At 72.7% G+C, this 23,383-nt stretch carries 20 protein-coding genes; 16 read left to right on the plus strand and 4 right to left on the minus strand.

Annotated features, from left to right (window positions below):
- The first annotated feature begins 187 nt into the window (after positions 1-187).
- Positions 188-1,006, plus strand: a complete 819-nt coding sequence (locus O4U47_RS06680) for an arsenate reductase/protein-tyrosine-phosphatase family protein (RefSeq protein WP_270676720.1) — start codon at positions 188-190, stop codon at positions 1,004-1,006.
- The gene (locus O4U47_RS06685; protein ID WP_270676721.1) at positions 1,003-1,407 is read left to right on the plus strand and encodes a VOC family protein; all 405 of its coding nucleotides are present in this window, start codon (positions 1,003-1,005) and stop codon (positions 1,405-1,407) included. Before O4U47_RS06680 ends, O4U47_RS06685 begins: the two co-directional genes overlap by 4 nt.
- A gap of 73 nt (positions 1,408-1,480) precedes the next feature.
- On the opposite strand, the gene O4U47_RS06690 is transcribed toward O4U47_RS06685, so the two are convergent.
- Both O4U47_RS06690 and O4U47_RS06695 read right to left on the minus strand, forming a co-directional pair.
- Positions 1,481-1,876, minus strand: a complete 396-nt coding sequence (locus O4U47_RS06690) for a hypothetical protein (RefSeq protein ID WP_270676722.1) — start codon at positions 1,874-1,876, stop codon at positions 1,481-1,483.
- Positions 1,877-1,978: 102 nt separating this feature from the next.
- The gene (locus tag O4U47_RS06695) at positions 1,979-2,800 is read right to left on the minus strand and encodes a hypothetical protein (protein ID WP_270676723.1); all 822 of its coding nucleotides are present in this window, start codon (positions 2,798-2,800) and stop codon (positions 1,979-1,981) included.
- Positions 2,801-2,974: 174 nt separating this feature from the next.
- Between O4U47_RS06695 and O4U47_RS06700 the strand changes: the two genes are divergently transcribed.
- From O4U47_RS06700 to O4U47_RS06735, 8 genes are all read left to right on the plus strand, one after another.
- Complete coding sequence (locus O4U47_RS06700) at positions 2,975-4,726, plus strand: carbon starvation CstA family protein (RefSeq protein WP_270676724.1); 1,752 nt, start codon at positions 2,975-2,977, stop codon at positions 4,724-4,726.
- 19 nt (positions 4,727-4,745) lie between these two features.
- The gene (locus tag O4U47_RS06705) at positions 4,746-5,024 is read left to right on the plus strand and encodes a cory-CC-star protein (protein WP_270676725.1); all 279 of its coding nucleotides are present in this window, start codon (positions 4,746-4,748) and stop codon (positions 5,022-5,024) included.
- Complete coding sequence (locus O4U47_RS06710; RefSeq protein WP_408638940.1) at positions 5,015-5,941, plus strand: ArsA family ATPase; 927 nt, start codon at positions 5,015-5,017, stop codon at positions 5,939-5,941. Before O4U47_RS06705 ends, O4U47_RS06710 begins: the two co-directional genes overlap by 10 nt.
- Positions 5,942-6,159: 218 nt before the next feature.
- A complete protein-coding gene (locus tag O4U47_RS06715) occupies positions 6,160-6,864 on the plus strand; it encodes a CDP-alcohol phosphatidyltransferase family protein (protein WP_270676726.1) in 705 nt (234 codons plus the stop codon).
- 109 nt (positions 6,865-6,973) lie between these two features.
- Positions 6,974-9,472: a mannose-1-phosphate guanyltransferase gene (locus tag O4U47_RS06720; protein ID WP_270676727.1), complete on the plus strand. Its 2,499-nt coding sequence runs from the start codon at positions 6,974-6,976 to the stop codon at positions 9,470-9,472.
- Positions 9,473-9,829: 357 nt separating this feature from the next.
- Entirely contained in the window at positions 9,830-10,372 is a 543-nt protein-coding gene (locus O4U47_RS06725; RefSeq protein ID WP_270676728.1) for an FHA domain-containing protein, read from the plus strand.
- Positions 10,373-10,606: 234 nt separating this feature from the next.
- Positions 10,607-11,077, plus strand: a complete 471-nt coding sequence (locus O4U47_RS06730) for a bifunctional nuclease family protein (protein WP_270676729.1) — start codon at positions 10,607-10,609, stop codon at positions 11,075-11,077.
- A 247-nt stretch (positions 11,078-11,324) separates the two neighbouring features.
- Positions 11,325-12,005: a hypothetical protein gene (locus tag O4U47_RS06735; protein WP_270676730.1), complete on the plus strand. Its 681-nt coding sequence runs from the start codon at positions 11,325-11,327 to the stop codon at positions 12,003-12,005.
- 310 nt (positions 12,006-12,315) lie between these two features.
- Here the strand turns inward: O4U47_RS06735 and O4U47_RS06740 are convergent, their stop codons facing one another.
- The gene (locus O4U47_RS06740) at positions 12,316-13,752 is read right to left on the minus strand and encodes a BNR repeat-containing protein (RefSeq protein WP_270676731.1); all 1,437 of its coding nucleotides are present in this window, start codon (positions 13,750-13,752) and stop codon (positions 12,316-12,318) included.
- Between the two features lie 506 nt (positions 13,753-14,258).
- On the opposite strand from O4U47_RS06740, the gene O4U47_RS06745 reads away from it, so the two are divergent.
- The 5 genes from O4U47_RS06745 to O4U47_RS06765 all read left to right on the plus strand — a co-directional run bounded on the left by O4U47_RS06745 (position 14,259) and on the right by O4U47_RS06765 (position 20,950).
- Positions 14,259-15,569: an MFS transporter gene (locus O4U47_RS06745; RefSeq protein ID WP_270676732.1), complete on the plus strand. Its 1,311-nt coding sequence runs from the start codon at positions 14,259-14,261 to the stop codon at positions 15,567-15,569.
- Between the two features lie 164 nt (positions 15,570-15,733).
- On the plus strand, positions 15,734-16,114 hold the full coding sequence (locus O4U47_RS06750) for an L-rhamnose mutarotase (RefSeq protein WP_270676733.1): 381 nt from the start codon (positions 15,734-15,736) through the stop codon (positions 16,112-16,114).
- Positions 16,111-17,271 (plus strand): L-rhamnose isomerase, encoded by a 1,161-nt coding sequence (rhaI, locus tag O4U47_RS06755; RefSeq protein ID WP_270676734.1) that lies wholly within the window; start codon positions 16,111-16,113, stop codon positions 17,269-17,271. Before O4U47_RS06750 ends, rhaI begins: the two co-directional genes overlap by 4 nt.
- Before the next feature lie 89 nt (positions 17,272-17,360).
- Positions 17,361-19,403, plus strand: coding sequence for a bifunctional aldolase/short-chain dehydrogenase (locus O4U47_RS06760; RefSeq protein WP_270676735.1), 2,043 nt, complete (start codon positions 17,361-17,363; stop codon positions 19,401-19,403).
- Positions 19,403-20,950 (plus strand): rhamnulokinase, encoded by a 1,548-nt coding sequence (locus tag O4U47_RS06765; RefSeq protein WP_270676736.1) that lies wholly within the window; start codon positions 19,403-19,405, stop codon positions 20,948-20,950. Before O4U47_RS06760 ends, O4U47_RS06765 begins: the two co-directional genes overlap by 1 nt.
- A 44-nt stretch (positions 20,951-20,994) precedes the next feature.
- Here the strand turns inward: O4U47_RS06765 and O4U47_RS06770 are convergent, their stop codons facing one another.
- Positions 20,995-22,056: an aldo/keto reductase gene (locus tag O4U47_RS06770; RefSeq protein WP_270676737.1), complete on the minus strand. Its 1,062-nt coding sequence runs from the start codon at positions 22,054-22,056 to the stop codon at positions 20,995-20,997.
- A 127-nt stretch (positions 22,057-22,183) separates the two neighbouring features.
- Here O4U47_RS06770 and O4U47_RS06775 point away from each other — a divergent pair, with 127 nt between their 5' ends.
- The gene (locus tag O4U47_RS06775; protein WP_270676738.1) at positions 22,184-23,041 is read left to right on the plus strand and encodes a helix-turn-helix transcriptional regulator; all 858 of its coding nucleotides are present in this window, start codon (positions 22,184-22,186) and stop codon (positions 23,039-23,041) included.
- Positions 23,042-23,383: the final 342 nt, after the last annotated feature.

Here is a 23,383-nt window from a genome sequence, read left to right on the forward strand (position 1 = left end):
ACCACCCGCCGCCCGGCCGGGGTTCGTCAGCGGGGCACCGGCCGAGCCGCCCGCCCACCCGCACCGCGAGGAACCCGCCGCTCGGCAAGCAGGGCCGGGGAACCGCCCCGCTCATGCCGTCGCCGCCCATTCCGCCCCCTTCCGCCGCTCCTATTGCGTCAAATGGGTTTGATGTATTCTGGCTCACATGGATCCCACGGTCCCGGAGCCGCCGGTGTTCGTCGAGCTCGCCGCCCATCCGCTGCGGTGGCGGCTGCTCGCCGTGCTGGCCGGGGGTGACCGACGGGTGCGCGAGCTGGCGGAGGGCGTCGGCGAGCCGCAGAACCTGGTCTCCTACCACCTGCGCCGCCTGCGCGCCGGGGGCCTGGTGGCCGCGCGGCGCAGCGGCCACGACGGCCGCGACACCTACTACCGGCTCGACCTGGAGCGCTGTGCCGGGGAGCTGGCCGCCGCCGGCGGCGCCCTGCACCCGGCCCTGCGCATGGTGCCGCCGGTGCCGCCGGTGCCGCCGGACCCGTCGGCGGTCCCGGAGCTCCCCGACCCGCCGCGGGTGCTGTTCGCCTGTACCGGCAACAGCGCCCGCTCGCCCATCGCGGCGGCGCTGATGCGCCGCAGCACCGGCGGACGCGTCGCGACGGCCGACGCCGGGTCGGCCCCGAAGGAGCGCGTCCACCCGGCCGCCGTTCGTGTGCTGCGCGAGCGGTACGGCATCGACATCGCCGAACGGCGGCCCCGGCACCTGGACACCCTGGCCGGCCGCCGGTTCGACTACGTCGTGACCCTGTGCGACCGCGTGCGCGAGGTCTGCCCGGAGTTCCCGGGGCGGCCGCGGAGGATCCACTGGAGCGTGCCCGACCCCGCCCCGGCCGCCGGCCGGGGCGCGGACGGGGGCGCGGACAGGAGCGCGGACGGGGGGTTCGCGCGGACGGCGGCCGAGATCGAGGCCCGCGTCCGGCACCTGCTGCCCGTGCTCATCGACCAGCCCCACCCGGAGGTGCGGTCATGACCGCAGAGACCGACCACGCCAGCGTCCGCTACATCGTCGACGACGTCCAGGCGGCCGTCACCTTCTACACCGCCCACCTCGGCTTCGAGGCGGGCATGAGCGCGGCGCCCGCCTTCGCCGAGGTCACCCGGGGGCGGCTGCGGCTGCTGCTGTCCGGCCCGGCCAGCTCCGGCGCCCGAGCGACGCCGGAGGACGCCGCCGCCACCGGCGGGCGCAACCGTATCCACCTCATCGTCGACGACCTGTCCGCCGAGATCGACCGCCTTGCGGCCGAGGGCCTGTCCTTCCGCAGCGAGGAGGTGTCGGGGCCGGGCGGGCGCCAGATCCTGCTGGCGGACCCGGCGGGCAACCTCGTCGAGCTGTTCGAGCCCGCCAGGCGGCCCGCGTCGGCCACCGCCTGACCGTCTGGGCCCCGGGGTACGCCGTCGGACGGGAGCCGCTGGACCCCGTCCGACGCGTCGGCGCCCCCGCGGATCAGCGGGAGCGGCCGTAGTCGCGCACGACGAACGAGCCGTCCCCACCGAGGTCCACGGAGGCCACGTGCCCGTACGGGCGCTCATCTCCGTAGCCGACGTACCCGGACCAGTACTCGGTGGCCGCCTCGTCCTCCCCGTCGGGGACGACCGCCTCGGCGAGGAGCATCCCCTTGCCCGCCTCCCGGAGCTCGACCGTGTCGCCGGGGGAGAGGCCCTCGCCTCCGGCCCGGACGCGGTACGGGTCGCAGACCTCGATCCACAGTCCCGCGCCGGTCGAGTCCAGGGCCGAGGCGACCGTCTCGCATTCGGTCCCGGCCGCCTGGGCCGCCGAAACCGGCGCCATCGCCAGCACGGCGGCACCGGCCGCCGTGCCCGCCCGCAGGAGCATCCGCATGTCGACTACCCTCCGAATTCATGTGCGCACTGAACGCATTCAAAGGTGCCCCTGCTGTGGCCTGCGAAAACCCGCGGGCGGAGGAGTGGGAGGGCCGTCGCCTCAGCCGCCCGTGCCCTGGCGGGCCTCCAGCGCGGCCACGCCCGCCTTGCACGCCTTCACCAGTTCGCGGTGGTTGCGCAGGCGCTCCAAGACCCCGAACGGCGCCACCTCGCCCATCGGTTCCCCCTCCGCCTCCTCCACGGACAGCCGGCCGCCCGTCAGCGTCCCGGCCCGGTGCCACCGCTCCCACCGCTCGAAGTCGGGGCTGTGCCGGTGCCCGAACACCAGCGCCCGCTCCCCGCGCCCGTCCGGCGGGGAGCCGTCCAGGAGGCGGACCGGCGCCGGGTCCGCGCCGCCCCGGGGCCAGGCGTCCGCGGTCACCACGTCCACGCGGGGGTCCTCAGCGGAGCCCCGCGCGGGGCGGACCAGTACCGCGTCCCCGGGGGCCGACCGCACCGGCAGCTCCCGCTCGGACTCCACGCGGGACAGCACGACCACCACGCGCGGCAGCCACCACCAGTTCTCCCGCTGGGCCATCAGGCTGTCGGCGCGCAGCCGCGTCGGCGGGTGCTTCACGAGCTCCTGGGGGAGCAGGTGCTCGGTGAACAGGCTCCCGTCGGCGTCGGCCACCACCTCGACGGGGCCAGCGGCCGCCATCCCCGGCGCGCCGCCGTGCCGCTCGGAGGTCAGCGCGAACGCCGCCCTGCCCGAGGTCAGGGTGTCGGCCGTGGCCAGGTGGGCCGCGGGCAGCGCGGCGCACGGGCGCCCGTCCAGGACCAGCGGCACCACGGGGATCCCGACCGGGCCCGTGGGCCCGGTCCAGCACAGCTCCCCGGTGACCGCCCGCCGCCAGGCGCCGGAGATGTCATCTGGAGCCGTCATGCAGGTCACGCCTTTGTAGTGATCGGGATCTCATGCTAACTTCTGGTGACTTTAGTCGATCTTGACACGTTTCGTGACAAATCGACGCCTCCGCTCCCAGCCACCCCCTTGCGGCGCACCCCGAAGGACCGTCGAATCAAGGGGAACGAACCGCGGACAGTAAGGATCCCTACAATGCCGGCAGTCGTCGTGCTGGTCGCCGCCCTGGCGATCTTCGCGCTGGGCTACAGGTACTACTCGGCCTACCTCTCCAAGCGCGTCTTCGCGCTGGACCCGGCGTTCACCACCCCCGCCCACGCCTACAAGGACGGCGTGGACTTCGTCCCCACCAACAAGCACATCGTCTTCAGCCACCACTTCATCTCCGTCGCCGGCGCCGCCCCCATCGTCGGCCCGGCCGTCGCGGTGTTCTGGGGGTGGGGCCCGGCCCTGGTCTGGGTGGTCCTGGGCACCGTCTTCGCCGCCGGCGTGCACGACTTCGGCGCCCTCGCGATCTCCGTGCGCCACAAGGCCAAGAGCATCGGCACCCTGGCCAGCGAGGTCATCGGCCCCCGCTCGCGCTCGCTCTTCCTGGTCATCATCTTCTTCCTGCTGACCCTGGTGAACGCGGTCTTCTCGGTGGTCATCACCAACCTGTTCATCGGCACCCCCGAGGCGGTGCTGCCGGTGCTGGTGACCATCCCGCTGGCGATCGCCGTCGGCCAGTGGGTCTACCGCCGCCGCACCGCCGCGCTGCTGCCCTCGATCGTGGCCCTGGTGATCATCTACGCCTGCATCCCGCTGGGCCAGACGTTCCCGATCACCGCCGACCCGCTGGCCGGGCTGCTCGGCGTCGAGCCGCGCATGGTCTGGATCGTGCTGATCTTCGCCTACGCCTTCCTCGCCTCGCGCCTGCCGGTCTGGCTGCTGCTCCAGCCGCGCGACTACGTCAACCAGCAGCAGATGCTGGTCGCCCTGCTGCTGATCCTGCTCGGCGTCGTGGTCGGCATGGACACCATCGCCGCCCCGGTCGTCAACGACGTGCCCGAGGGATCGCCCAACTGGTTCCCGCTGCTGTTCATCACCGTGGCCTGCGGCGCCATCTCCGGCTTCCACAGCCTGGTCTCCTCGGGCACCACCTCCAAGCAGCTCGACAAGGAGACCGACGCCCGCTACGTCGGCTACATGGGCGCCATCGGCGAGGGCAGCCTGGCCCTGTGCTCGATCCTGGCCTGCACGGCCGGCGTGGTCATCGTCGGCGACCAGGACTGGTCGGCGCTCTACGCCGACTGGGAGACCGCCTCGGCCGGGGCCACCGGCAACTTCGTCAACGGCGTCGCCGGGTTCGCCTCCAACCTGGGCATCCCCGCGGCCACCGCCACCGTGTTCGCCGCCGTGGTCGTGATCAGCTTCGCCGCCACCACCATGGACACCGGCGTGCGCCTGCAGCGCTACATCGTGCAGGAGATCGGCGAGATCGCGAAGATCCGCCCGCTGGCGCGCAACCTCACCCTGGCCACCGTGGTCGCCACCCTGGTGCCGCTGGCGCTGGCGATGATCCCCGGCGACTTCGCCTTCGGCACCCTGTGGCAGCTCTTCGGCACCACCAACCAGCTCACCGCCGGGCTGGCGCTGGCCGTCGTGGCCGTGTGGGTCACCAAGAAGTCCCGCAACCCGGTCGCCGTGCTCGTCCCGCTGGTCTTCCTGATGGTGATGACCTCCTGGGCGCTGATCACCAACCTCCTGAAGTTCGCCACCTCCGAGCAGCTCATCGACCGGGTGCTGCTGGCGCCGCTGGACGCGGTGATCTTCGTCGTCGCGCTCTGGCTGATCGTCGAGGCCGGCATCGCCTTGTGGAAGGCGTGGTCCGCGCGCCGCGAGGCCGGCGGCGGCGCACCCGCGCCCCGGCCCGCCGGCGAGGACGAATCCGCCGGTACCGAGGCCTGAGGCAGACGGGAGGCCCAAGGTGACGGGTGCGCGCTTCGAACGGCTGCGTGCGGCCTGGCGCAAGGTGGAGGAGTTCCACACCGCCTGGTTCGACACGCGCTGGCGCCACGTCATGCGCCGCGAGGCGCGCACCCAGCAGGACACGCTGCGGGCCCTGATGCTCCTGGAGACCCTGGGGGTGGAGGGGCCGGTGGCCTATGAGACGCTCGACCTCGTCCCCTACATGGTCGCCGACCTCCACGAATGGCACCAGCGGATGGGGCGTGAGGAGTTCGGCGACCCAGGGGTGTGCTGTTGAACAGGGGCGAGGGCCCAGACGGTGGCGGGACGCACGAGCCGCCCATCGTCTTCTTCGGCGGCAAGGGCGGCGTCGGCAAGACCACCATGGCCGCCGCGTACGCCCTCAAGTGCGCCGACGCCGGACTGCGCACGCTCGTCGTCTCCACGGACCCCGCCCACTCCCTGGGCGACGCCCTGGAGGCCCGCCTGGGCGACAAGCCCGTGAAGGTCACCGACACCCTCTGGGCGCGCGAGCCCGACGCCGACGCCGCCGTCAAGCGCCGGATCGGAGAGGTCACCGACGACGCCTACCGCGCGCTGCCCCGCGACATCATGCCCGCGGTCTCCCGCCACCTGGAGCACGCCGCCTCCAGCCCGGGCATGGCCGAGTCGGCCCTGGCCGACCTCCTCATGGACACGATGGCGGAGGTCCCCGGCTCCTGGGACCGGCTCGTCGTCGACAGCGCCCCCACCGGGCACCTCCTGCGGCTGCTCGCCCTCCCCGAGCTCCTGACCCCCTGGGTGCGCGGCCTCGCCCGCCAGCGCGAACGCGTCCTGGACGCCGACCGCCTCGCCGCCGGGATCGTCGGCGGCCCCAGCGAGGCACCCGACGACCCCCTGCTGGAGAAGCTGCACGCGCGCCGCCGCAAGCTGGAGCGGGCCGCCGAGCGCCTCCGGGAGGACGCGTGGGTGCGCCTCGTCCTGATCCCCCGGCGCATGGTCCTGGCCGAGACCGAGCGCGCCGCCGACCAGCTCGCCGAAGCCGGGTTCCGCCTGGGGCCCACCGTCATCAACCAGGTCCCCGACGCCCCCGCCCCCGGGCCGCTCGAGGCGGCCCGCCGACGCTTCGCCGGGATCGGGGCCGTCGAACTGGCCCTCGCCCCCGGCGAGCCGACCGGCCTGCCCGCGCTGCGCGCGCTGGCCGCGCACGTGTGAGCGGGGCCCCTCCCGCCCGTGCCTGAAGGCACCCCTCCCGCACCCGCCTGAAATGGGCCGGTCGGCCCCGCCCCACGCGGGGAAAGACCCCAGTAAAGGGTTTCGGACGCTGAGAATCCGCCAGAGGTGGGACCGGTAGGCTCGGAACGGGGAACTCTGGAGGTGGGGTGGCGAACCGTACGAACGCGCCGGGCGACCGCGTGTGGACGATTCCGAACATGCTCAGCATGCTCAGGCTGCTCGGCGTGCCGCTGTTCCTGTGGCTCGTCCTGGTCCCCGAGGCCGACTGGTGGGCCCTGGGCGTCCTGGCGTTCGCCGGACTGTCGGACTGGCTCGACGGCAAGATCGCGCGCGCGTGGAACCAGACCAGCAGGCTCGGTACCGTGCTCGACCCGATGGCGGACCGGCTCTACATCTTCGCCGCGGTCCTCGGCCTGGTCGTCCGCGGCGTCGTGCCCTGGTGGCTGATGGCCGTGCTGGTGCTGCGCGACGTGCTGATGATCGGGTCGCTGCCGGTGCTGCGGCATTTCGGGTACGGGCCGCTGCCGGTCAACTTCGCGGGCAAGGCGGCGACGCTGTGCCTGCTCTACTCCTTCCCGCTGCTGTTCGTCGCCGGATACGGCGGAATCGTCGGCGATGTCGCCCGCGTCACGGGTTGGGCGTTCGCACTGTGGGGAACTGCTATCTACTGGTGGGCCGGACTGCTGTACGCGGTCCAGGGCCAGAGCCTCATCAGGCGGGCCCGGCGGGCCGACCGCGCGCTCGCGCAGGGGAACGGCCCCGGTGGCGGCGCGGCGGCCACGCGCGGCGCATCCGGGGCCCGCGAGGGCGAGGAGCCGACGGCCGCGGGGCCGGACTCCCCGTCCTCGGGTGACCCGGGGCCACCCCGCAGTGACAGGAAGGGAGCGACTTCCTCGCCATGAGAGCACGCCCGAGGGCGTACCAGCGACCGACCGGGGGCAGGACCAGCGACGAGCGACACAGACCGGGCGCGGACAGGCGCACCGCCCCGGCGGACCGGAGGTGCCCCAGATGAAGGCCGTCGTCATGGCGGGCGGTGAGGGGACCCGCCTGCGCCCCATGACCGCGAACCAGCCCAAGCCGCTGCTGCCCGTGGTCAACAAGCCGATCATGGAGCACGTGCTGCGGCTGCTCAGGCGGCACGGCTTCGACGAGACCGTCGTGACCGTGCAGTTCCTGGCCACCCTCATCCGCAACTACTTCGGCGACGGCGAAGAGCTGGGGATGAAACTGCACTACGTGGCCGAGGAGGTGCCGCTGGGCACCGCCGGCAGCGTCAAGAACGCCGAGGAGCACCTGCGCGGCGAACCGTTCATCGTCATCTCCGGTGACGCGCTCACCGACATCGACCTGAGCGACATGCTGCGCTTCCACCGCGAGAACGGGGCCATGGTCACCATCGGCCTCAAACGCGTGGCCAACCCCCTGGAGTTCGGCATCATCATCGTCGACGACGAGGGGCGCGTGCAGCGGTTCCTGGAGAAGCCCACCTGGGGGCAGGTCTTCTCGGACACCGTCAACACCGGCATCTACATCATGGAGCCCGAGGTCCTGGAGCGGGTCGCCGACGGCGAGGTGGTGGACTGGTCCGGCGACGTCTTCCCCGAACTCCTCAAGGAGGGCGAGCCGCTCTACGGCTACATCGCCGACGGCTACTGGGAGGACGTGGGCACCCACGAGTCCTACCTCAGCGCCCAGGCCGACGTCCTCAAGGGCCTCGTGGACGTGGAGATCGACGGGTTCGAGGTCTCGCCCGGGGTGTGGGTCGGCGAAGGCTCCGAGGTGGACCCCGAGGCCGTCCTCAAAGGGCCCCTGTACATCGGCGACTACGCCAAGGTGGAGGCCGGGGCGGAGCTGCGCGAGTACACCGTGCTGGGCAGCAACGCCGTGGTGCGCTCGGAGGCCTTCCTGCACCGCACCGTCGTCCACGACAACGTGTACGTGGGCGCCTCGACCAACCTGCGCGGGTGCGTCGTCGGCAAGAACACCGACGTGATGTCCGGGGCCCGCATCGAAGAGGGCGCCATCATCGGCGAGGAATGCGTCATCGAATCCGAGGCGTACCTCTCCAACGACATCAAGGTGTACCCGTTCAAGACCATCGAGGCCGGGGCGGTCGTCAACACCAACGTCATCTGGGAGTCGCGCGGCCAGCGCTCGCTGTTCGGGCCGCGGGGCGTGTCCGGCCTGATCAACGTCGAGATCACCCCCGAACTCGCCGTCCGCCTGGCCAGCGCGTACGCCACCACCCTCAAGAAGGGGTCGGTCGTCACCACCTCCCGGGACGCCTCCCGGGGCGCGCGCACCCTCAAGCGCGCGGTCGTCAGCGCCCTGACGGCGGGCGCGATCGACGTGCGGGACCTGGAGGCCGTCCCGATGCCGGTGGCCCGCTACAACACCTCCCACAGCGGCGTCAGCGGCGGCATCGCCATCCGCACCACGCCCGGCGACCCCCAGTCGGTGGACCTGGTCTTCCTGGACTCCAGCGGGGCCGACCTGTCCCCGGCGGCCCAGCGGAAACTGGAGCGGGTCTACTCGCGCGCCGAGTTCCGCCGCGCATTCCCCGGCGAGATCGCCGAGCTCTCCTTCCCCTCGCGCAGTGTCGAGGGGTACACCCAGGAGCTGCTGCGGCGCATCGACACCTCCGGCATCGACGAGGCGGAGATGAAGGTCGTCGTCGACTGCGCCGGGGGCACGGGGGCACTGGTGCTGCCGTCGCTGCTCGGCAAGGTCGGCGCCGAGGTGATGACGCTGAACAACCGGCTGGACGAGGCCTCGCCCACCGACACCCTGGCCAAGCAGATGCGCGACCTGCAGCACCTGGGGGAGCTGGTCAGGTCCTCCAAGGCCGACTTCGGGGTGCGCTTCGACCCGGTGGCCGAGCGGCTGTCCATCGTCGACGAGAACGGCGAGCTCGTCGACAACGAGCGCGCGCTTCTGGTCGTGCTGGACCTGGTGGCCGCCGAGCGCGGCGGGGGACGGGTGGCGCTGCCGGTGACCACCACCCGCGTCGCCGAGAGGGTGGCCCGCTTCCACGGCGTCGAGGTGCAGTGGACCCCCACCGCCACCGACGAGCTCACCAAGGCGGCCAAGGCCGACGACATCGTCTTCGCCGGGGACGGGCGCGGCGGGTACATCCTGCCGGAGTTCTCGCGCACCTCTGACGGGATCGCGGCGTTCGTGCGGCTCCTGGGCCTCGTCGCGCGCACGCGGCTGTCGCTCGGCCAGATCGACCGGCGCATCCCGCAGGCGCACCAGCTGCGCCGCTCGGTGCCCACTCCCTGGGCGGTCAAGGGCAGCGTGATGCGGGCGGTGGTGGAGGCCGCGGGCGACCGCGAGGTCGACACCACCGACGGCGTCCGGGTGGTCGAGCCGAACGGCGACTGGGCCCTGGTGCTGCCCGACACCGCTGAGGCGGTCACCCGGATCTGGGCCGAAGGGACCGATTCGGACGCGGCCCAGCGGCTCCTGGACGCGTGGGGCGCGGTCGTGGAGCGCGCCGAAGGGTAGAGCGGAATCGGCCCCGGTGGCGGCGGTGCGGACGGCTTGCGGGCCGTCCGCACCCCGCGGCCGGAGTCGGCCGAAATCCGTTGCGGCTCAGGGCCCGCGGGCGCTCCGGCGGGGGCTGGATATGGTTTAGAGTCGAGTGTTCCCGCAACACTGGCGACGCGGGCGGGGCCCACCGGACGGACGCCTCGGGGAAGGAGGAGGACGCCGAGGGCGATCCGGGAACACCGGCGAGCACCTTCTACGTTGCCAGGGAGGGAGAGCCTGGGAGGTGAGCGGCTCCGGCCGCCAGGCAGACCCGACCAGCAGCCGATACGAATCTGAGCACCGCCCCCGTGCGGTAGGAGGCCGAGCCGACCTATGTCGAGCGTTAACTGCACGCAGTGCGGTCACGCCGTTGCGGATGATGCCCGTTTCTGCTCCAACTGTGGGACCCCCCTGCACCGGGGCGGACAAGAGCCCGCCCGGGCCGGTGAGCGCCGCGACTCCGTCGGCGAGACCACGTCGACCATCTCCATCGCCGGCATCCAGGCCCTGGAGGCCGAGACGGACGCCGCCGAGGAGGCGCCCGCGGAAACGGGCAACGTGGACGCGCTCCCGCCCGGCACCGCGCTGCTCGTGGTCAAGCGGGGTCCGAACGCCGGCAGCCGCTTCCTGCTCGACTCCGACGTCACCACCGCCGGGCGCCACCCCAACAGCGACATCTTCCTCGACGACGTCACCGTGTCCCGCCGCCACGTGGAGTTCTTCCGCCGCGGCGACGGCTTCGGGGTGCGCGACGTGGGCAGCCTGAACGGCACCTACGTCAACCGCGAGCGCATAGACGAGGCGGAGCTGGGCGGCGGCGACGAGGTGCAGATCGGCAAGTTCCGGCTGGTGCTGCTCACCAAGCCGCGGCGCTGACCAGGGGGCCGTCGGGGGGCGCCGCCGGGGTGCCCAAGGGGCCGGGCGCCGCAGGTTTGCGCCCGCCCCCGACCGGACAGCCTTGTAAACGAAGACCGTCGGCAGCGGCGCGGAGCGGCCCCCGGCCCCAGGGCGCCCGACCGGGGGCGGCGGCCTCGCCCGTAGGGACGGAAACGACAGCACAGCCGGGCCGGTGCCCATATCCGGTACACCAGTCGTGGGGACGGAGCCGCAGTGAAGCACATGGAGGTCGTCGGCGTCCGGGTCGAGATGCCCTCGAACCAGCCGATCGTCTTGCTGAAGGAGACCGGCGGCGAACGCTACCTGCCCATCTGGATCGGGGCGGTGGAGGCGACGGCGATCGCGCTGGCCCAGCAAGGGGTCACCCCCGCGCGCCCGCTGACCCACGACCTCTTCCGCGACGTCCTCGAGGCCCTGGACGCGACGCTGGACACCGTCAACATCACCGCCCTGGACGACGGCATCTTCTATGCCGAGCTGGTCTTCTCCAACGGCGTCGAGGTGAGCGCGCGCCCCTCGGACTCCATCGCCCTGGCGCTGCGCACCGGAGCGACGATCTACGCCAAGGAAGAGGTCATCGACGAGGCGGGCGTCCCCATCCCGGACGAGCAGGAGGACGAGGTGGAGAAGTTCCGGGAGTTCCTGGACACCATCTCCCCTGAGGACTTCGGCCGCACCACCTGACAGGTCGGTCGGCGGGCCTGCGACTCGCGGACGCCGATTCTCCGCCGCCGTGTCGCCGCTCGATGGAGGGCACATCTGGGGCAGAGCCCCCAAGCCCTTGTGTCCCCGCCGTCTTCAGGGCTCGCTTTGGGAAACACGGCATAAAAACCGCGGCCTGATGGGGCAAACCGCCTCCGTCCGCCATTGAAAGCGCGTCTAATCGGAGAGACCACCACGGTGTTCCAACGGTATCTCCGAGGAGGCCGCCATGGCTCCCGACGCCCCCACCCCTCCTCCTGCGGCACCGGCCGCCCAGCAGCAGACCGGCGGAAGGACACGCTGGCTGTTGCCGACCGGCATAGGCGTGGCAGGCCTCCTGGTCGGTTTCGCCGCCGGCTGGCTCGGCCACCAGGCCTACCTCGTCCACACCATCGAGCAGGCGTTCGGCGGTCTCGGAGAGGACATCTCCGAGGGCATGCCTGCCGAAGAAGGCGAACCCGCCGAAGAGGGCGATCCCGTCGAGCAGCGGGCCGATGAAGGCCCCTCCGCGCCGACCGAGGAGTCGGACACCGACGGCGTGCACGAGTACAGCGACGCCGCCCTGGGCGAAGGCGAGAGCGGTTTCACCGACACCTCGACCGACACGTCCTACGAGGCCAGGGAAGGCGCCGTGTACGTCCCTGTGGTGGTCACGGCGGAGAACGTCACCGATGCCGAGACGATCCCCGGCTACGAGGAGGTCTTCGCCTATGACGCCGATGGCGTGCAGTACACCTCCTCCATGTCGACCGGCGAGGGTGCGGGCTATGGCCTGAGTCCCGGATTGTCGGCTTCGCTCACCTACCACTTCGAGGTTCCCGAAGGCACGGAGCTGGAGTGGATCACGATCCAGGACGAGGACGCCGCGTTCGAGGGCCGGACAGAGGTTGCGGCGCTCAAGCTGTCTTGAGATTCGCAAACCGTCCTGAGACGTCGGCCTCGGCCCTGGTCGGGCCGCACCACGATGGGGTGATCAAGAAAGGGAGCGAGCCGGTCGGTCGTCAGTTGGGTTCCGGGGGGGGGATCCCGCACCGGCTTCCGAGGGTGGACCGAGATCCGCCCGAAGGGCGAGGTCGGCCGCCCCTCAATGCGGCCCAGGAGGCCAGGTCGCGGGGTCCGCGGTCGTCGTCGCCCGGGGGACGCTGTTCGTTGAGCAGCGCCGCCCCCGGCGCGGAGCCGGGGCGGCGCTGGAGAGGCGACCGGGCCTGCCGGGTCCGGGATCAGTCGGTGCGGAAGTCGGCGACATGGATCGGGGACGGGGTGGTGCCCGTGCTCGGCTCCTGGTAGAGGACCGAGAACCGGCCGGTCTCGCGGACCTCGTCGTCGTCGACCAGGATCTCGCCGAAGGCGCCGAGGCCGTCGTGCACCTTCGTCCAGTCCGTCCAGCCGCTCTCCGCGCTCGCCGCCATGATCCTGCCGCCGGGCATGACCACGTAGGCGTCGTCGTCGCCGTCCAGGACCAGCTTGGAGCGCCCGAAGGCGTTCAGCGGCTCGGGGATCTCCCTCTTGTGCCATTCCCCGGCGTCGTCGCGGTAGAGGTGGAAGGCGTACCCGTTCTCCCGCCGGTCCTCGGTGAAGTCCGAGACGCACTGGGTGAACCGCCCCGGTACGTAGCTGATCACCACGTGCGGGTTCCCTTCCGCGTCCACGTTCTGCGCCTCTTGGTTGAGCAGGGCGTGGTCGGCCGAGAGCGGGTCCACCACGTGGCCCGGCGTGTTCACCGACAGCATCCGGCCCCCGCCGGTGACCGCGGCGGTGGCGCCGTCGTCGGTGTGCCAGGTGCGGCCCTCGTCGTCGCTGTAGACGTACCCGGTGTCGTGGTTGGTGACGTTGCCGGGGCCGCAGGCGATGTCCCCCGACCGCTCGCGCCAGGTGAACGAGGCGTGCAGGCGCCCGTCGGCGTCGTAGTCGATGCCGTGGAGGTACAGGTTGCGCCGCTCGCTCGTGCCGCCGTGGTCCCGGTAGGTGCCGGTGGCCGACGTCCAGGGCCCGAGCCTGGTCCATTCGCCGTCGCGGTACTCGGCCAGCTCCATGGTGCCGTTGCCGGAGACCCCGTTCCGGAAGCTGAGCTGCAGCGCCCCCGAGGGGCTCTGCACGAACCGCGGGTAGGTGAAGGTGCCGACGTCGACGCCCTCCAGGTCGCGCTGGACGCCGCCGAAGGCGTCCGCCGTCCACTCCGAGGCGGGGGCGTCGGCGAGCCCGGCCTCCGAGCGGAAGTAGTACACGGTGCTGGAGTGGGTGTCCAGGGCGGCGTGGATGCGGCCGTCCTCGGGGGAGACGCCGAGGGAGATGGTGTTGTGCGAGTCGTCGATCGACAGGGAGTGGGGCAGGACGACGCTCTCCCAGTGGCCCGTCCCGCCGCCGGAGGCGACGGTGCGCCGGGCGATGACCGGTGACCGGTCGGCGGTGTACCAGGTGGCGTACTGGTACCGGCCATGGGTGAGGATCGCGTCCTGCTGGTACGAGGAGTTGTTGACCAGGCCGTCGTAGGAGACGAAGTAGAGGGCCTGCTCGTCCAGGACGGTAGCGCCGGCGGGGGTCAGGCCGGGTGCGTCCTGGGCGGCGTGCGCGGGGGCCTGCAGCAGGACGGCGGCGACGGGGGCCGCGGCGGCCGCGGCCAGGGCGCGGCGGCGGGCGGACGTGCGGACAGGGGCCACGTCGGACTCCTCAGGGGGCGGGGGTGGCGGGGGAACGGTGGCGTGAATCTTGAATCGATTCACAATGTGGCGGGAACCATATGGCGTGCGTCATACCGGTGTCAAGGTGACGTTCGACGTGCGGTTCCGCTGCGCGTGCGGCCGCCGGGGCGGCGGTCCCGCCCCGTTCGCGGGACGCGGTGCCGCCAGGGTGGGGAGGGTGGTGGGCTCCGGGTGTCCGTGTTCGCGACCTTCATGGCTGGTCGTGTTTTCGCAGGTGCAGAGCGTCGTCGTGCGGTGGGGGCGGACGCGCCGCGGTCGTGTGAATTCGCGTGAAGGGGTTGACGTCGGGTGTCATGCGTGCAAATGTAGCGCCCGTCACTTTGAATCGTTTCATAAGCGTTCACCGTGATCGCCCGTCCCGTTCGCACGGCACCCCTGCGTCCACCGGCGGCGGCCCCCTTCCGGCGGGGAGCGAGGCGACGGCCGCTCACTCCCCGCCGACGACGATTTGGAGAACAGCGCAGATGAAGGCTGCGACGACGTCAGCGTCGAAATGGAAGGCCACCACCGCCGTGGCCATGTCCAACTACATCGAGGCCGGGTCGATCATCGCGATCGCCACCAGCCTCAGCCTGTGGCAGACCGAGTTCGGCCTGGACAGCCTGGCGGTGGGCCTGCTGAGCGCCCTGAGCGCCAACGCCTTCGGCGCGGCCATCGGCGCCGCGATCGGCGGACCGCTGTGCGACCGCTTCGGCCGCAAGTTCATCTACACCTACGACCTGCTGCTCTACATGCTGGGCACGCTCTTCGCGGTGTTCGCGATGAACTTCGGCATGCTGCTCACCGGGTTCGTGCTCACCGGCATCGCGGTGGGCGCCGGGGTGACGGCCGCCTGGACCTACATCGCCGAGGAGGCCCCGGACGAGCGCCGCGCCGGGCACGTCGGCGTGGCCCAGCTCGCCTGGTCCATCGGCCCGGCCGTCGGGTTCCTGCTCGCCGTCATCGTCGAACCCCTCGGCCTGCTCGGCGCCCGGCTGGTCTTCGCCCACCTGTTCGTCGTCGCCGCGATCACCTGGTGGGTGCGGCGCGGCCTGGACGAGTCGAAGCGCTGGAAGGAGAAGAACGCCAACCCCGACCGCGTCAGCACCTACAAGGGCTTCCTCCAGCTGCTCACCGACAAGAAGAACCTGACCGCGCTGCTGTTCCTGGTCGGCGTGTACGGCCTGTGGAACACCGTCGCCGGGCAGGCGGGCATCTTCCAGCCGCGCATCTACGAGGCCACCGGCCTGACCGACGCCTCCTCCCAGTACCTGCTGCAGGTCCTGGTGTGGACCCTGACCTCGGCGGCCACGTTCTGGGGCTTCATGCGCCACGGCGACAGCTTCTCCCGCCGCTGGCTCTACTTCATCGGCGCCGCCCTGGGCGTGGCCGCCTGGGCGGTCCTCATCTACGGCCCCGCCGGCTGGTTCTCGCTGCTGTTCTTCGCCATCGGCTGGGGCGTCTCGGCCGGCATCGGCGCCCAGGCCTTCTACGGACTGTGGGCGGCCGAGCTGTTCGCCACCCGCTACCGGGCCTCCGCCCAGGGCGTGATGTTCATGCTCGTCCGCGTCATGGTCGGCGTGCTCAGCCTCTGGTTCCCGCTGATGCTCGAGCAGGTCGGCCTGCACGGGGTGGGCGTGCTCATCCTCGGCCTGCTGGTCGCGGCCCTGGCCATCGGCACCATCTGGGCGCCCAGGACCCAGGGCAAGAGCCTCGAGCAGATCGAGACCGAGCGCTACGGGCGGGTGCTCGACCCCGCCGCGGACGCACCCGCCAAGGCCGGCGCCGGGCAGTGACCCCCGCAGGGGCCGGGCCCGCACCCGGCCCCTGCGGTTCCCCGCCCACCGGCCCGCCCCGGCGGCGCGCACCGCGCCGCCGGGGCGGGCGGAACGGCGGAACGGCGGCACGGACCGCCGACGACACGACGCACGAGACGCACGACACGAGGAGGGAGGCACCGGTGGAGCGCGTGTGCTTCCGCATGCAGGTACGGCCCGACCGGCTCGACGAGTACATCGAACGGCACCGGGCCGTGTGGCCGGAGATGCTCCGGGCCCTGCACGAGGCCGGATGGACGAACTACTCCCTGTTCGCGCAGGACGACGGCACCGTCATCGGCTACCTGGAGACCGACGACTACGCGGCCGCCCAGGCCCGGATGGACCCCACCGAGATCAACGCGCGGTGGCAGGCCTCCATGCGGCCCTTCTTCGCCGAGGGCGGCTCGTTCGAGGCGGGCCCCGTCCGCCTGCGCGAGGTCTTCAACCTCGAAGACCAGCTCGCGGCACCGGCCGGAGGCGCCCCGGCCCCCGACACCGCCACGGAAGGGAACACGCAGTGACCGCCTTCGAGCAGATCACCGACGACCTCGCCGCCCAGGCGATCGAACTGCCGTCGTGGGCGTTCGGCAACTCCGGGACCCGCTTCAAGGTATTCGGCACCCCGGGGACCCCGCGCGACCCCTTCGAGAAGATCGCCGACGCCGCCCAGGTGCACCGGCACACCGGCCTGGCCCCCACCGTCGCCCTGCACATCCCCTGGGACCGGTGCGACTTCGCCGTCCTCCGCGCGCACGCCGAGGAGAACGGGGTGCGCCTGGGCACCGTCAACTCCAACACCTTCCAGGACGACGACTACAAGTTCGGCGCCCTCACCCACGAGGACCCGGGCGTCCGCAAGAAGGCGATCGACCACCACCTCGAGTGCATCGGCATCATGCACGAGACGGGGTCGCGCGACCTGAAGATCTGGCTGGCCGAGGGGTCCAACTACCCCGGCCAGGCCGACATGCGGGGCCGCCAGGACCGCCTGCACGAGTCGCTGCGGACCATCTACGAGCGCCTCGGCGACGACCAGCGCCTGGTGCTGGAGTACAAGTTCTTCGAGCCCGCCTTCTACCACACCGACGTGCCGGACTGGGGGACCAGCTACGCCCAGGTGGCCGCCCTGGGCGACAAGGCGGTGGTGTGCCTGGACACCGGCCACCACGCCCCGGGCACCAACATCGAGTTCATCGTCATGCAGCTGCTGCGGCTGGGCAAGCTCGGCTCGTTCGACTTCAACTCGCGCTTCTACGCCGACGACGACCTCATCGTCGGCGCGGCCGACCCCTTCCAGCTCTTCCGCATCCTCGTCGAGGTGGTGCGCGGGGGCGGGCTCAACAGCCCGGACGTGGCCTTCATGCTCGACCAGTGCCACAACGTGGAGAAGAAGATCCCCGGCCAGATCCGCTCGGTGCTCAACGTGCAGGAGATGACCGCGCGGGCGCTGCTCCTCGACACCGAGGCGCTGCGCGCCGCCCAGGTCTCCGGGGACGTCCTGGAGGCCAACGCGGTGTTCATGGACGCCTTCCAGACCGACGTCCGCCCCCTGCTCGCCGAATGGCGCGCCGGCCGCGGGCTTCCGGCCGACCCGATGCGGGCCTACCTCGACTCCGGCTACCAGGAGGCGATCGAGGCCGAGCGCGTCGGGGGCGTCCAGGCCGGATGGGGCGCCTGAGCCCGCCGGGCGCCCCGGACCCCCGACCCCCGTCCCCGCGACACCCCGCCCGCCGCACGTGCACCCTGAACGGAGAGAACGGAAAAGCGATGCCTGAACTCCACCCGACCGTGGCCGAGCTCATCGCGCGGTCGAACGCGCTGGGCTCCGACCCCCGCAACACCAACTTCGCCGGCGGCAACACCTCGGCCAAGGGCACCGAGACCGACCCGGTGACGGGGGAGGACGTCGAGCTGCTCTGGGTCAAGGGCTCCGGCGGCGACCTGGGCACCCTGAAGCCGGAAGGCCTGGCCGTGCTGCGGCTGGACCGGATGCGCGCCCTCGCCGGCGTCTACCCGGGCGTCGAGCGCGAGGACGAGATGGTCGCCGCGTTCGACTACTGCCTGCACGGCAAGGGCGGCGCCGCCCCCTCGATCGACACCGCCATGCACGGGCTCGTCGACGCCGCGCACGTGGACCACCTGCACCCCGACTCCGGCATCGCCATCGCCACCGCCGCCGACGGCGAGAAGCTCACCGCCGAGATCTTCGGCGGCACGGTCGTGTGGGTGCCCTGGCGCCGCCCCGGCTTCCAGCTCGGCCTGGACATCGCCGAGGTCAAGCGGGCCAACCCGCAGGCCGTGGGCACCGTCCTCGGCGGGCACGGCATCACCGCCTGGGGCGACACCTCCGAGGAGGCCGAGGCCAACTCGCGGTGGATCATCGAGACCGCCGCCCGCCACATCGAGGAGAACGGCGCGGCCGAGCCGTTCGGCGCCGTCCGCCCCGGCCGCGCCCCGCTGCCCGAGGCCGAGCGCCGCGCCAAGGCCGCCGCGCTGGCCCCGCACCTGCGCGGCATCGCCTCCGCGGACCGGCCCGTGGTCGGGCACTTCGACGACAGCGACGCCGTGCTCGACTTCCTGTCCCGGGAGAGGATGCCCGCGCTGGCCGAGCTGGGCACCAGCTGCCCCGACCACTTCCTGCGCACCAAGGTCAAGCCGCTGGTCGTCGACCTGCCCGCGGACGCGCCCGCCGAGGAGGTCCTCGAAGCGCTGCCCGCGCTGCACGAGGCCTACCGGGCCGACTACCGCGCCTACTACGAGCGCTACGCCACCGGGGACTCCCCGGCCATCCGCGGCGCCGACCCGGCCGTCGTGCTCGTCCCCGGCGTGGGCATGTTCACCTACGGCGCCGACAAGCAGACCGCCCGGGTAGCGGGCGAGTTCTACATCAACGCGATCAACGTGATGCGCGGCGCCGAGGCGCTGTCCTCCTACCGGCCGATCGGGGAGGAGGAGAAGTTCCGCATCGAGTACTGGGCGCTGGAGGAGGCCAAGCTCAAGCGCCGCCCGGCGCCCAAGCCGCTGGCCACCCGGGTCGCGTTCGTGACCGGTGCGGCCTCCGGGATCGGCAAGGCCGTCGCCGGGCGCCTGGCCGCCGAGGGCGCCTGCGTCGTCGTGGCCGACCTCGACCTGGACAAAGCCCGCGCCGCCGCCGAGGAGCTGGGAGGACCCGACACCGCGGTCGGCGTGGCCGCGGACGTCTCGGACGAGGCCGCCGTGCGGGCCGCCCTGGACGAGGCCGTCCTCGCCTTCGGCGGCGTCGACCTGGTCGTCAACAACGCCGGGCTGTCGCTGTCCAAGCCGCTGCTGGAGACCACCGAGAAGGACTGGGACCTGCAGCACGACGTGATGGCGAAGGGCTCCTTCCTGGTGTCCAAGAACGCCGCGCGCATCCTCACCGCCCAGGGGACCGGCGGCGACATCGTCTACATCGCCTCCAAGAACTCGGTTTTCGCGGGCCCGAACAACGTGGCCTACTCGGCGGCCAAGGCCGACCAGGCCCACCAGGTGCGCCTGCTCGCCGCCGAGCTCGGCGCGCACGGCGTCCGGGTCAACGGCGTCAACCCCGACGGCGTCGTGCGCGGCTCGGGCATCTTCGCCGGCGGGTGGGGCGCCCAGCGGGCCAAGACCTACGGCATCGAGGAGGAGGACCTGGGCGCGTTCTACGCCCAGCGCACCATCCTCAAGCGCGAGGTGCTGCCCGAGCACGTGGCCAACGCGGTCTTCGCGCTGTGCACGGACGACTTCTCGCACACGACGGGCCTGCACGTCCCGGTCGACGCCGGTGTCGCGGCGGCCTTCCTGCGGTGATGCCGGTGACCGAGGAGCGCACCGGCGGCGGACCGGCCCTGGCCGCCGTCGACCTGGGGGCGACGAGCGGGCGGGTGGTCGTCGGCCGGATCGCGTCCGGGCGCCTGACCATGGAGCAGGTCGCCCGGTTCCCCAACACGCCCGTCCTCTTTACCGAGGGGCACAGCACCGAGGGGCACAGCACCGAGGGGCACAGCACCGAAGGGCTCAGCACCGAGGGAGAGGGCGCCGAGGGGCTGCACTGGAACATCCAGGCGCTCTACGGCGCGGTCGAGGAGGGGCTGGGCGCCGCCCTGCGCTCGGCCCCCGGGCTGTGCAGCGTGGGCATCGACTCCTGGGCGGTGGACTACGCGCTCCTGCGCGGCGGCCGCATGCTCGGAGTGCCCTACCACTACCGGGACGCGCGGTCGGCGCGCGGCGTGGAGCTGGTGCACGCCGAGGCCGACGGGGCCGAGCTGTTCACCCGCAACGGCCTGCAGCACCTCGACTTCAACACGCTGTTCCAGCTCGCCGCCGAGCGCGAGTCCGGGTTCCTGGACCTGGCCGACCGGCTGCTGCTCCTCCCGGACCTGCTGGCCTACTGGCTCACCGGGCAGGCCCGCGCCGAGGCCACCAACGCCTCGACCACCGGGCTGCTGTCGGTGGCCGACCGCACCTGGGACACGGAGCTGATGGAGCGGCTGGGGTACCCGCCCGGCCTCTTCGCCGACCTGGTCGGCCCGGGCGAGCGGATCGGCCCGCTCACCGCGGGGGTCGCCGGGCGCCTCGGGGCCGACCGGGGCCGGGTGCAGGTGACGGCGGTCGGGTCGCACGACACGGCCTCGGCCGTGGCGGCCGTGCCGTTCGAGACGCCCGACGCGGCCTACATCTCCTCGGGGACCTGGTCGCTGGTGGGCCTGGAACTCGACGCGCCGGTCCTGACGCCCGAGGCGCGCGCGGCCAACTTCACCAACGAAGGGGGCGTGGACGGGCGGGTCCGGTTCCTGCGCAACGTGTCGGGGCTGTGGCTGCTCAGCGAGTCGGTGCGCACCTGGCGCGAGTCCGACCGGCGGCCCGGCGCGGCCAGGGGCGGCGGCGCCGACCTGCAGGAACTCCTCGACGAGGCGGCGAAGGTGGAGCGGGAGGTCCCCGTCTTCGACGCGGCGGACGAGCGCTTCGTCCCGCCGGGGGACATGCCCGCGCGCATCCGCGACTGGTGCGGGGAGCGGGGGATCCGGCCGCCGGAGTCGCGGGCCGAGGTGGTCCGGAGCATCCTGGAGTCGCTGGCGGCGGCCTACGCCCGCACGATCGACGCGGCCGAGGAGCTGTCCGGCCGGAAGGCGCGGACGGTGCACGTGGTCGGCGGCGGGTCGCGGAACGCGCTGCTGTGCCGGTTGACCGCGCGCCGCACGGGCCGCCGGGTGGTGGCCGGCCCGGTGGAGGCGACCGCCATCGGCAACCTGCTGGTGCAGGCCCGGGCCGCCGGGCTGGTGTCCCCTGAGGCGACCCTGGAGGACCTGCGCGCCATCGTCCGCGCGTCGTTCCCGGTGACCGTCTACGAGCCCTGACCGGAGGGGGCCGCCGACCGGCTTCGGCCGGCGGCCCCCGCAGGTCAGCGGGACTCGATCCTCATGGCGCCCGCGGTCACCGCGCGGATGTGGCCGCTGGCGAGCATGTCGTGCGGGTAGCCGGGGTCGATCGCGCTGACCTCGTCGAGGCGGGCCACCTGATCGGCGGTGAGGGCGACCTCCAGGGCGTCCAGGTTCCCCTTCAGCTGCTCGGGGGTGCGCGCGCCGACGACGGGCGCCGTCACGCCGGGGGCCTGCAGCGTCCAGGCCAGCGCGACCTGGGCGGGTGTGCGCCCCAGCTCCGCGGCGACCTCCCGCACGGCGTCGGCGATGGCGAGGGTGCGTTCGGTGACCATGCCCAGGCCGGCGTTGAAGCGCTTGCGGCCGCTCTCCTCGGAGCCGGCCCCCTCCGCGGCCAGGTCGGCGCGGCCGTACTTGCCGGTGAGCACGCCCCCGCCCAGCGGCGAGTACGGGGTCACCCCCAGTCCCATCTCCCGTGCCATCGGGATCAGGTCGCGCTCTCCGCCACGGTTGATCAGGCTGTACTCGATCTGCAGCGCGGCCAGCGGCGACCACCCGCGCAGGTCGGCGATCGCCTGCATGCGCGCGACCTGCCAGGCCGGGACGTTGGACATCGCCGCGTACAGGACCTTGCCCTGCCGGACCAGGTCGTCCAGGCCGCGCAGGACCTCCTCGACCGGGGTCAGGAAGTCCCACACGTGCAGGAAGAGCAGATCGACGTGGTCGGTGCCCAGCCGCCGCAGGCTGTCCTCCACCGATCCGAACATGCTCTTGCGGTGGGCGCCCCCTGAGTTGGGGTCGCCGGGGCGGCGCAGCGTCGAGTACTTCGTCGCGATCACCAGCTCCTCGCGGCGGTCGCGGATGAACCCGCCCAGCATGCGCTCGGAGCTGCCGTCGGTATAGGTGCCGGCGGTGTCGATGAAGTTGCCGCCCCGTTCGACGTAGGCGTCGAACAGCCTGCGCGCGTCGTCCTGTCCGGCGCCCCAGCCCCATTCGGTGCCGAAGGTCGCCGTGCCCAGGGCCAGGGGTGAGACCCGCAGTCCGGAGCGGCCCAGCGTCCGGTAGGTGTCGAGGGTGAGCGGCATCCTGTCCTCCTGTGCTCGTGCCGTTCCCGTGAACGTCATCGGGCACCAGCCTGCGGCCGCCGCGGGCCGGGGGTAAGGGAAGGGGTTTCCTGGGAAGACCGGTCCCACCCCGGCTGTTGGACCGACCATGACCACCGGAACCCTGGACGGGACGAGAACCGGAACCGTGGACGCGACGAAGGAGCTGGCCGCGTTCCTGCGGACCCGGCGCGAACGGCTGGATCCGACCGACGCCGGCTTGCCGGGGCGCCGGCGGTCCCGGCGGACCCCGGGGCTGCGCCGCGAAGAGGTCGCCGAGCTCGCCGGGATCAGCGTCGACTACGTCGTGCGGCTGGAACAGGCCCGCGGGCTGCGGCCCTCGGCGGACGTGGTGGAGGCGCTGGCCCGGGCGCTGCGCCTGGCCCCCGACGAACGCGCCTACCTCTACGGCCTGGCCCGGCAGCGCCCCCGCACCGCCGAGGGGCCCGCCACCGCCGCGGAGCCGTCGCTGGACCGGCTGGTCGCCGACCTCTCGCCGCTTCCGGCCATGCTGATGAACCGCCGCTACGACATCCTGGCCCGGAACCGGGAGATGGCGGGGCTGCTCCCGGACCTCGACGCCCTGCCGCCTTCGCGGCGCAACGCCATGTGGCTGTGCCTGGTGCACCCGGGGATGCGCGAGTTCTATGTCGACCGCGAACGCGTCGTGCGGGCGGGGGTCGCCCACCTGCGCGCGGCCTGGGCCGCGCACCCTGAGGACGCGGCGCTGTCCGGCCTCATCGCCGAGTGCATCGCCCACGACGACGAGTTCGCGCGCTTGTGGGACGGGGGCGACGTCAAGGCCGACGGCCGCGGACTCAAGGAGATGCGGCACCCCGACGCCGGCGTGATCGCCGTGCATTTCGAGACGCTCAGACCGGTCCACGACCCGGAACAGCTGCTGGTCGTCCACCGCCCCGCCGACGATGAGAGCCGGGCGGCGCTGGAGCGGCTGTCCGCACGGTGATTCCGCACGGCGAGGCCGAACCGTCCGTTCGTGCCGCACCCTCCTCGCACCCGGCGGCCGGCCCGCGCGCCAGGGGACGCACGCGCGGACCGTGCCCCTCGTAGGGGCCGCCGACGGAGGCGGGCCGGGGCCCACCTCCACTACCCGAACTGCCCGAAATGCACTGTCCGGCGGGAGTACCGGGCCCCGCGCGGGCCCGTGTGGCCGCCACGAGCGCGGGCGACCCCCCGCCCACCCGACCGCGCCGCCCGCCCGGACCGCGAGGAGCCCACCACCCGGCAGGCAGGGGCGGGGAACCGCCCGGCTCTGGCCGTCGCCGCAATCCCCGGCGACCGCCCACAC

Source organism: Nocardiopsis suaedae (assembly GCF_027706745.1).
Taxonomy (GTDB): Bacteria; Actinomycetota; Actinomycetes; order Streptosporangiales; family Streptosporangiaceae; genus Nocardiopsis_A; species Nocardiopsis_A suaedae.

Coding starts and splice junctions, on each gene's coding strand:
- O4U47_RS06680 (WP_270676720.1), top strand. CDS start 188: ATGGATCCCACGGTCCCGGAGCCGCCGGTGTTCGTCGAGCTCGCCGCC.
- O4U47_RS06685 (WP_270676721.1), top strand. CDS start 1,003: ATGACCGCAGAGACCGACCACGCCAGCGTCCGCTACATCGTCGACGAC.
- O4U47_RS06690 (WP_270676722.1), bottom strand. CDS start 1,876: ATGCGGATGCTCCTGCGGGCGGGCACGGCGGCCGGTGCCGCCGTGCTG.
- O4U47_RS06695 (WP_270676723.1), bottom strand. CDS start 2,800: ATGACGGCTCCAGATGACATCTCCGGCGCCTGGCGGCGGGCGGTCACC.
- O4U47_RS06700 (WP_270676724.1), top strand. CDS start 2,975: ATGCCGGCAGTCGTCGTGCTGGTCGCCGCCCTGGCGATCTTCGCGCTG.
- O4U47_RS06715 (WP_270676726.1), top strand. CDS start 6,160: ATGCTCAGCATGCTCAGGCTGCTCGGCGTGCCGCTGTTCCTGTGGCTC.
- O4U47_RS06720 (WP_270676727.1), top strand. CDS start 6,974: ATGAAGGCCGTCGTCATGGCGGGCGGTGAGGGGACCCGCCTGCGCCCC.
- O4U47_RS06725 (WP_270676728.1), top strand. CDS start 9,830: ATGTCGAGCGTTAACTGCACGCAGTGCGGTCACGCCGTTGCGGATGAT.
- O4U47_RS06735 (WP_270676730.1), top strand. CDS start 11,325: ATGGCTCCCGACGCCCCCACCCCTCCTCCTGCGGCACCGGCCGCCCAG.
- O4U47_RS06745 (WP_270676732.1), top strand. CDS start 14,259: ATGAAGGCTGCGACGACGTCAGCGTCGAAATGGAAGGCCACCACCGCC.
- O4U47_RS06760 (WP_270676735.1), top strand. CDS start 17,361: ATGCCTGAACTCCACCCGACCGTGGCCGAGCTCATCGCGCGGTCGAAC.
- O4U47_RS06765 (WP_270676736.1), top strand. CDS start 19,403: ATGCCGGTGACCGAGGAGCGCACCGGCGGCGGACCGGCCCTGGCCGCC.
- O4U47_RS06770 (WP_270676737.1), bottom strand. CDS start 22,056: ATGCCGCTCACCCTCGACACCTACCGGACGCTGGGCCGCTCCGGACTG.
- O4U47_RS06775 (WP_270676738.1), top strand. CDS start 22,184: ATGACCACCGGAACCCTGGACGGGACGAGAACCGGAACCGTGGACGCG.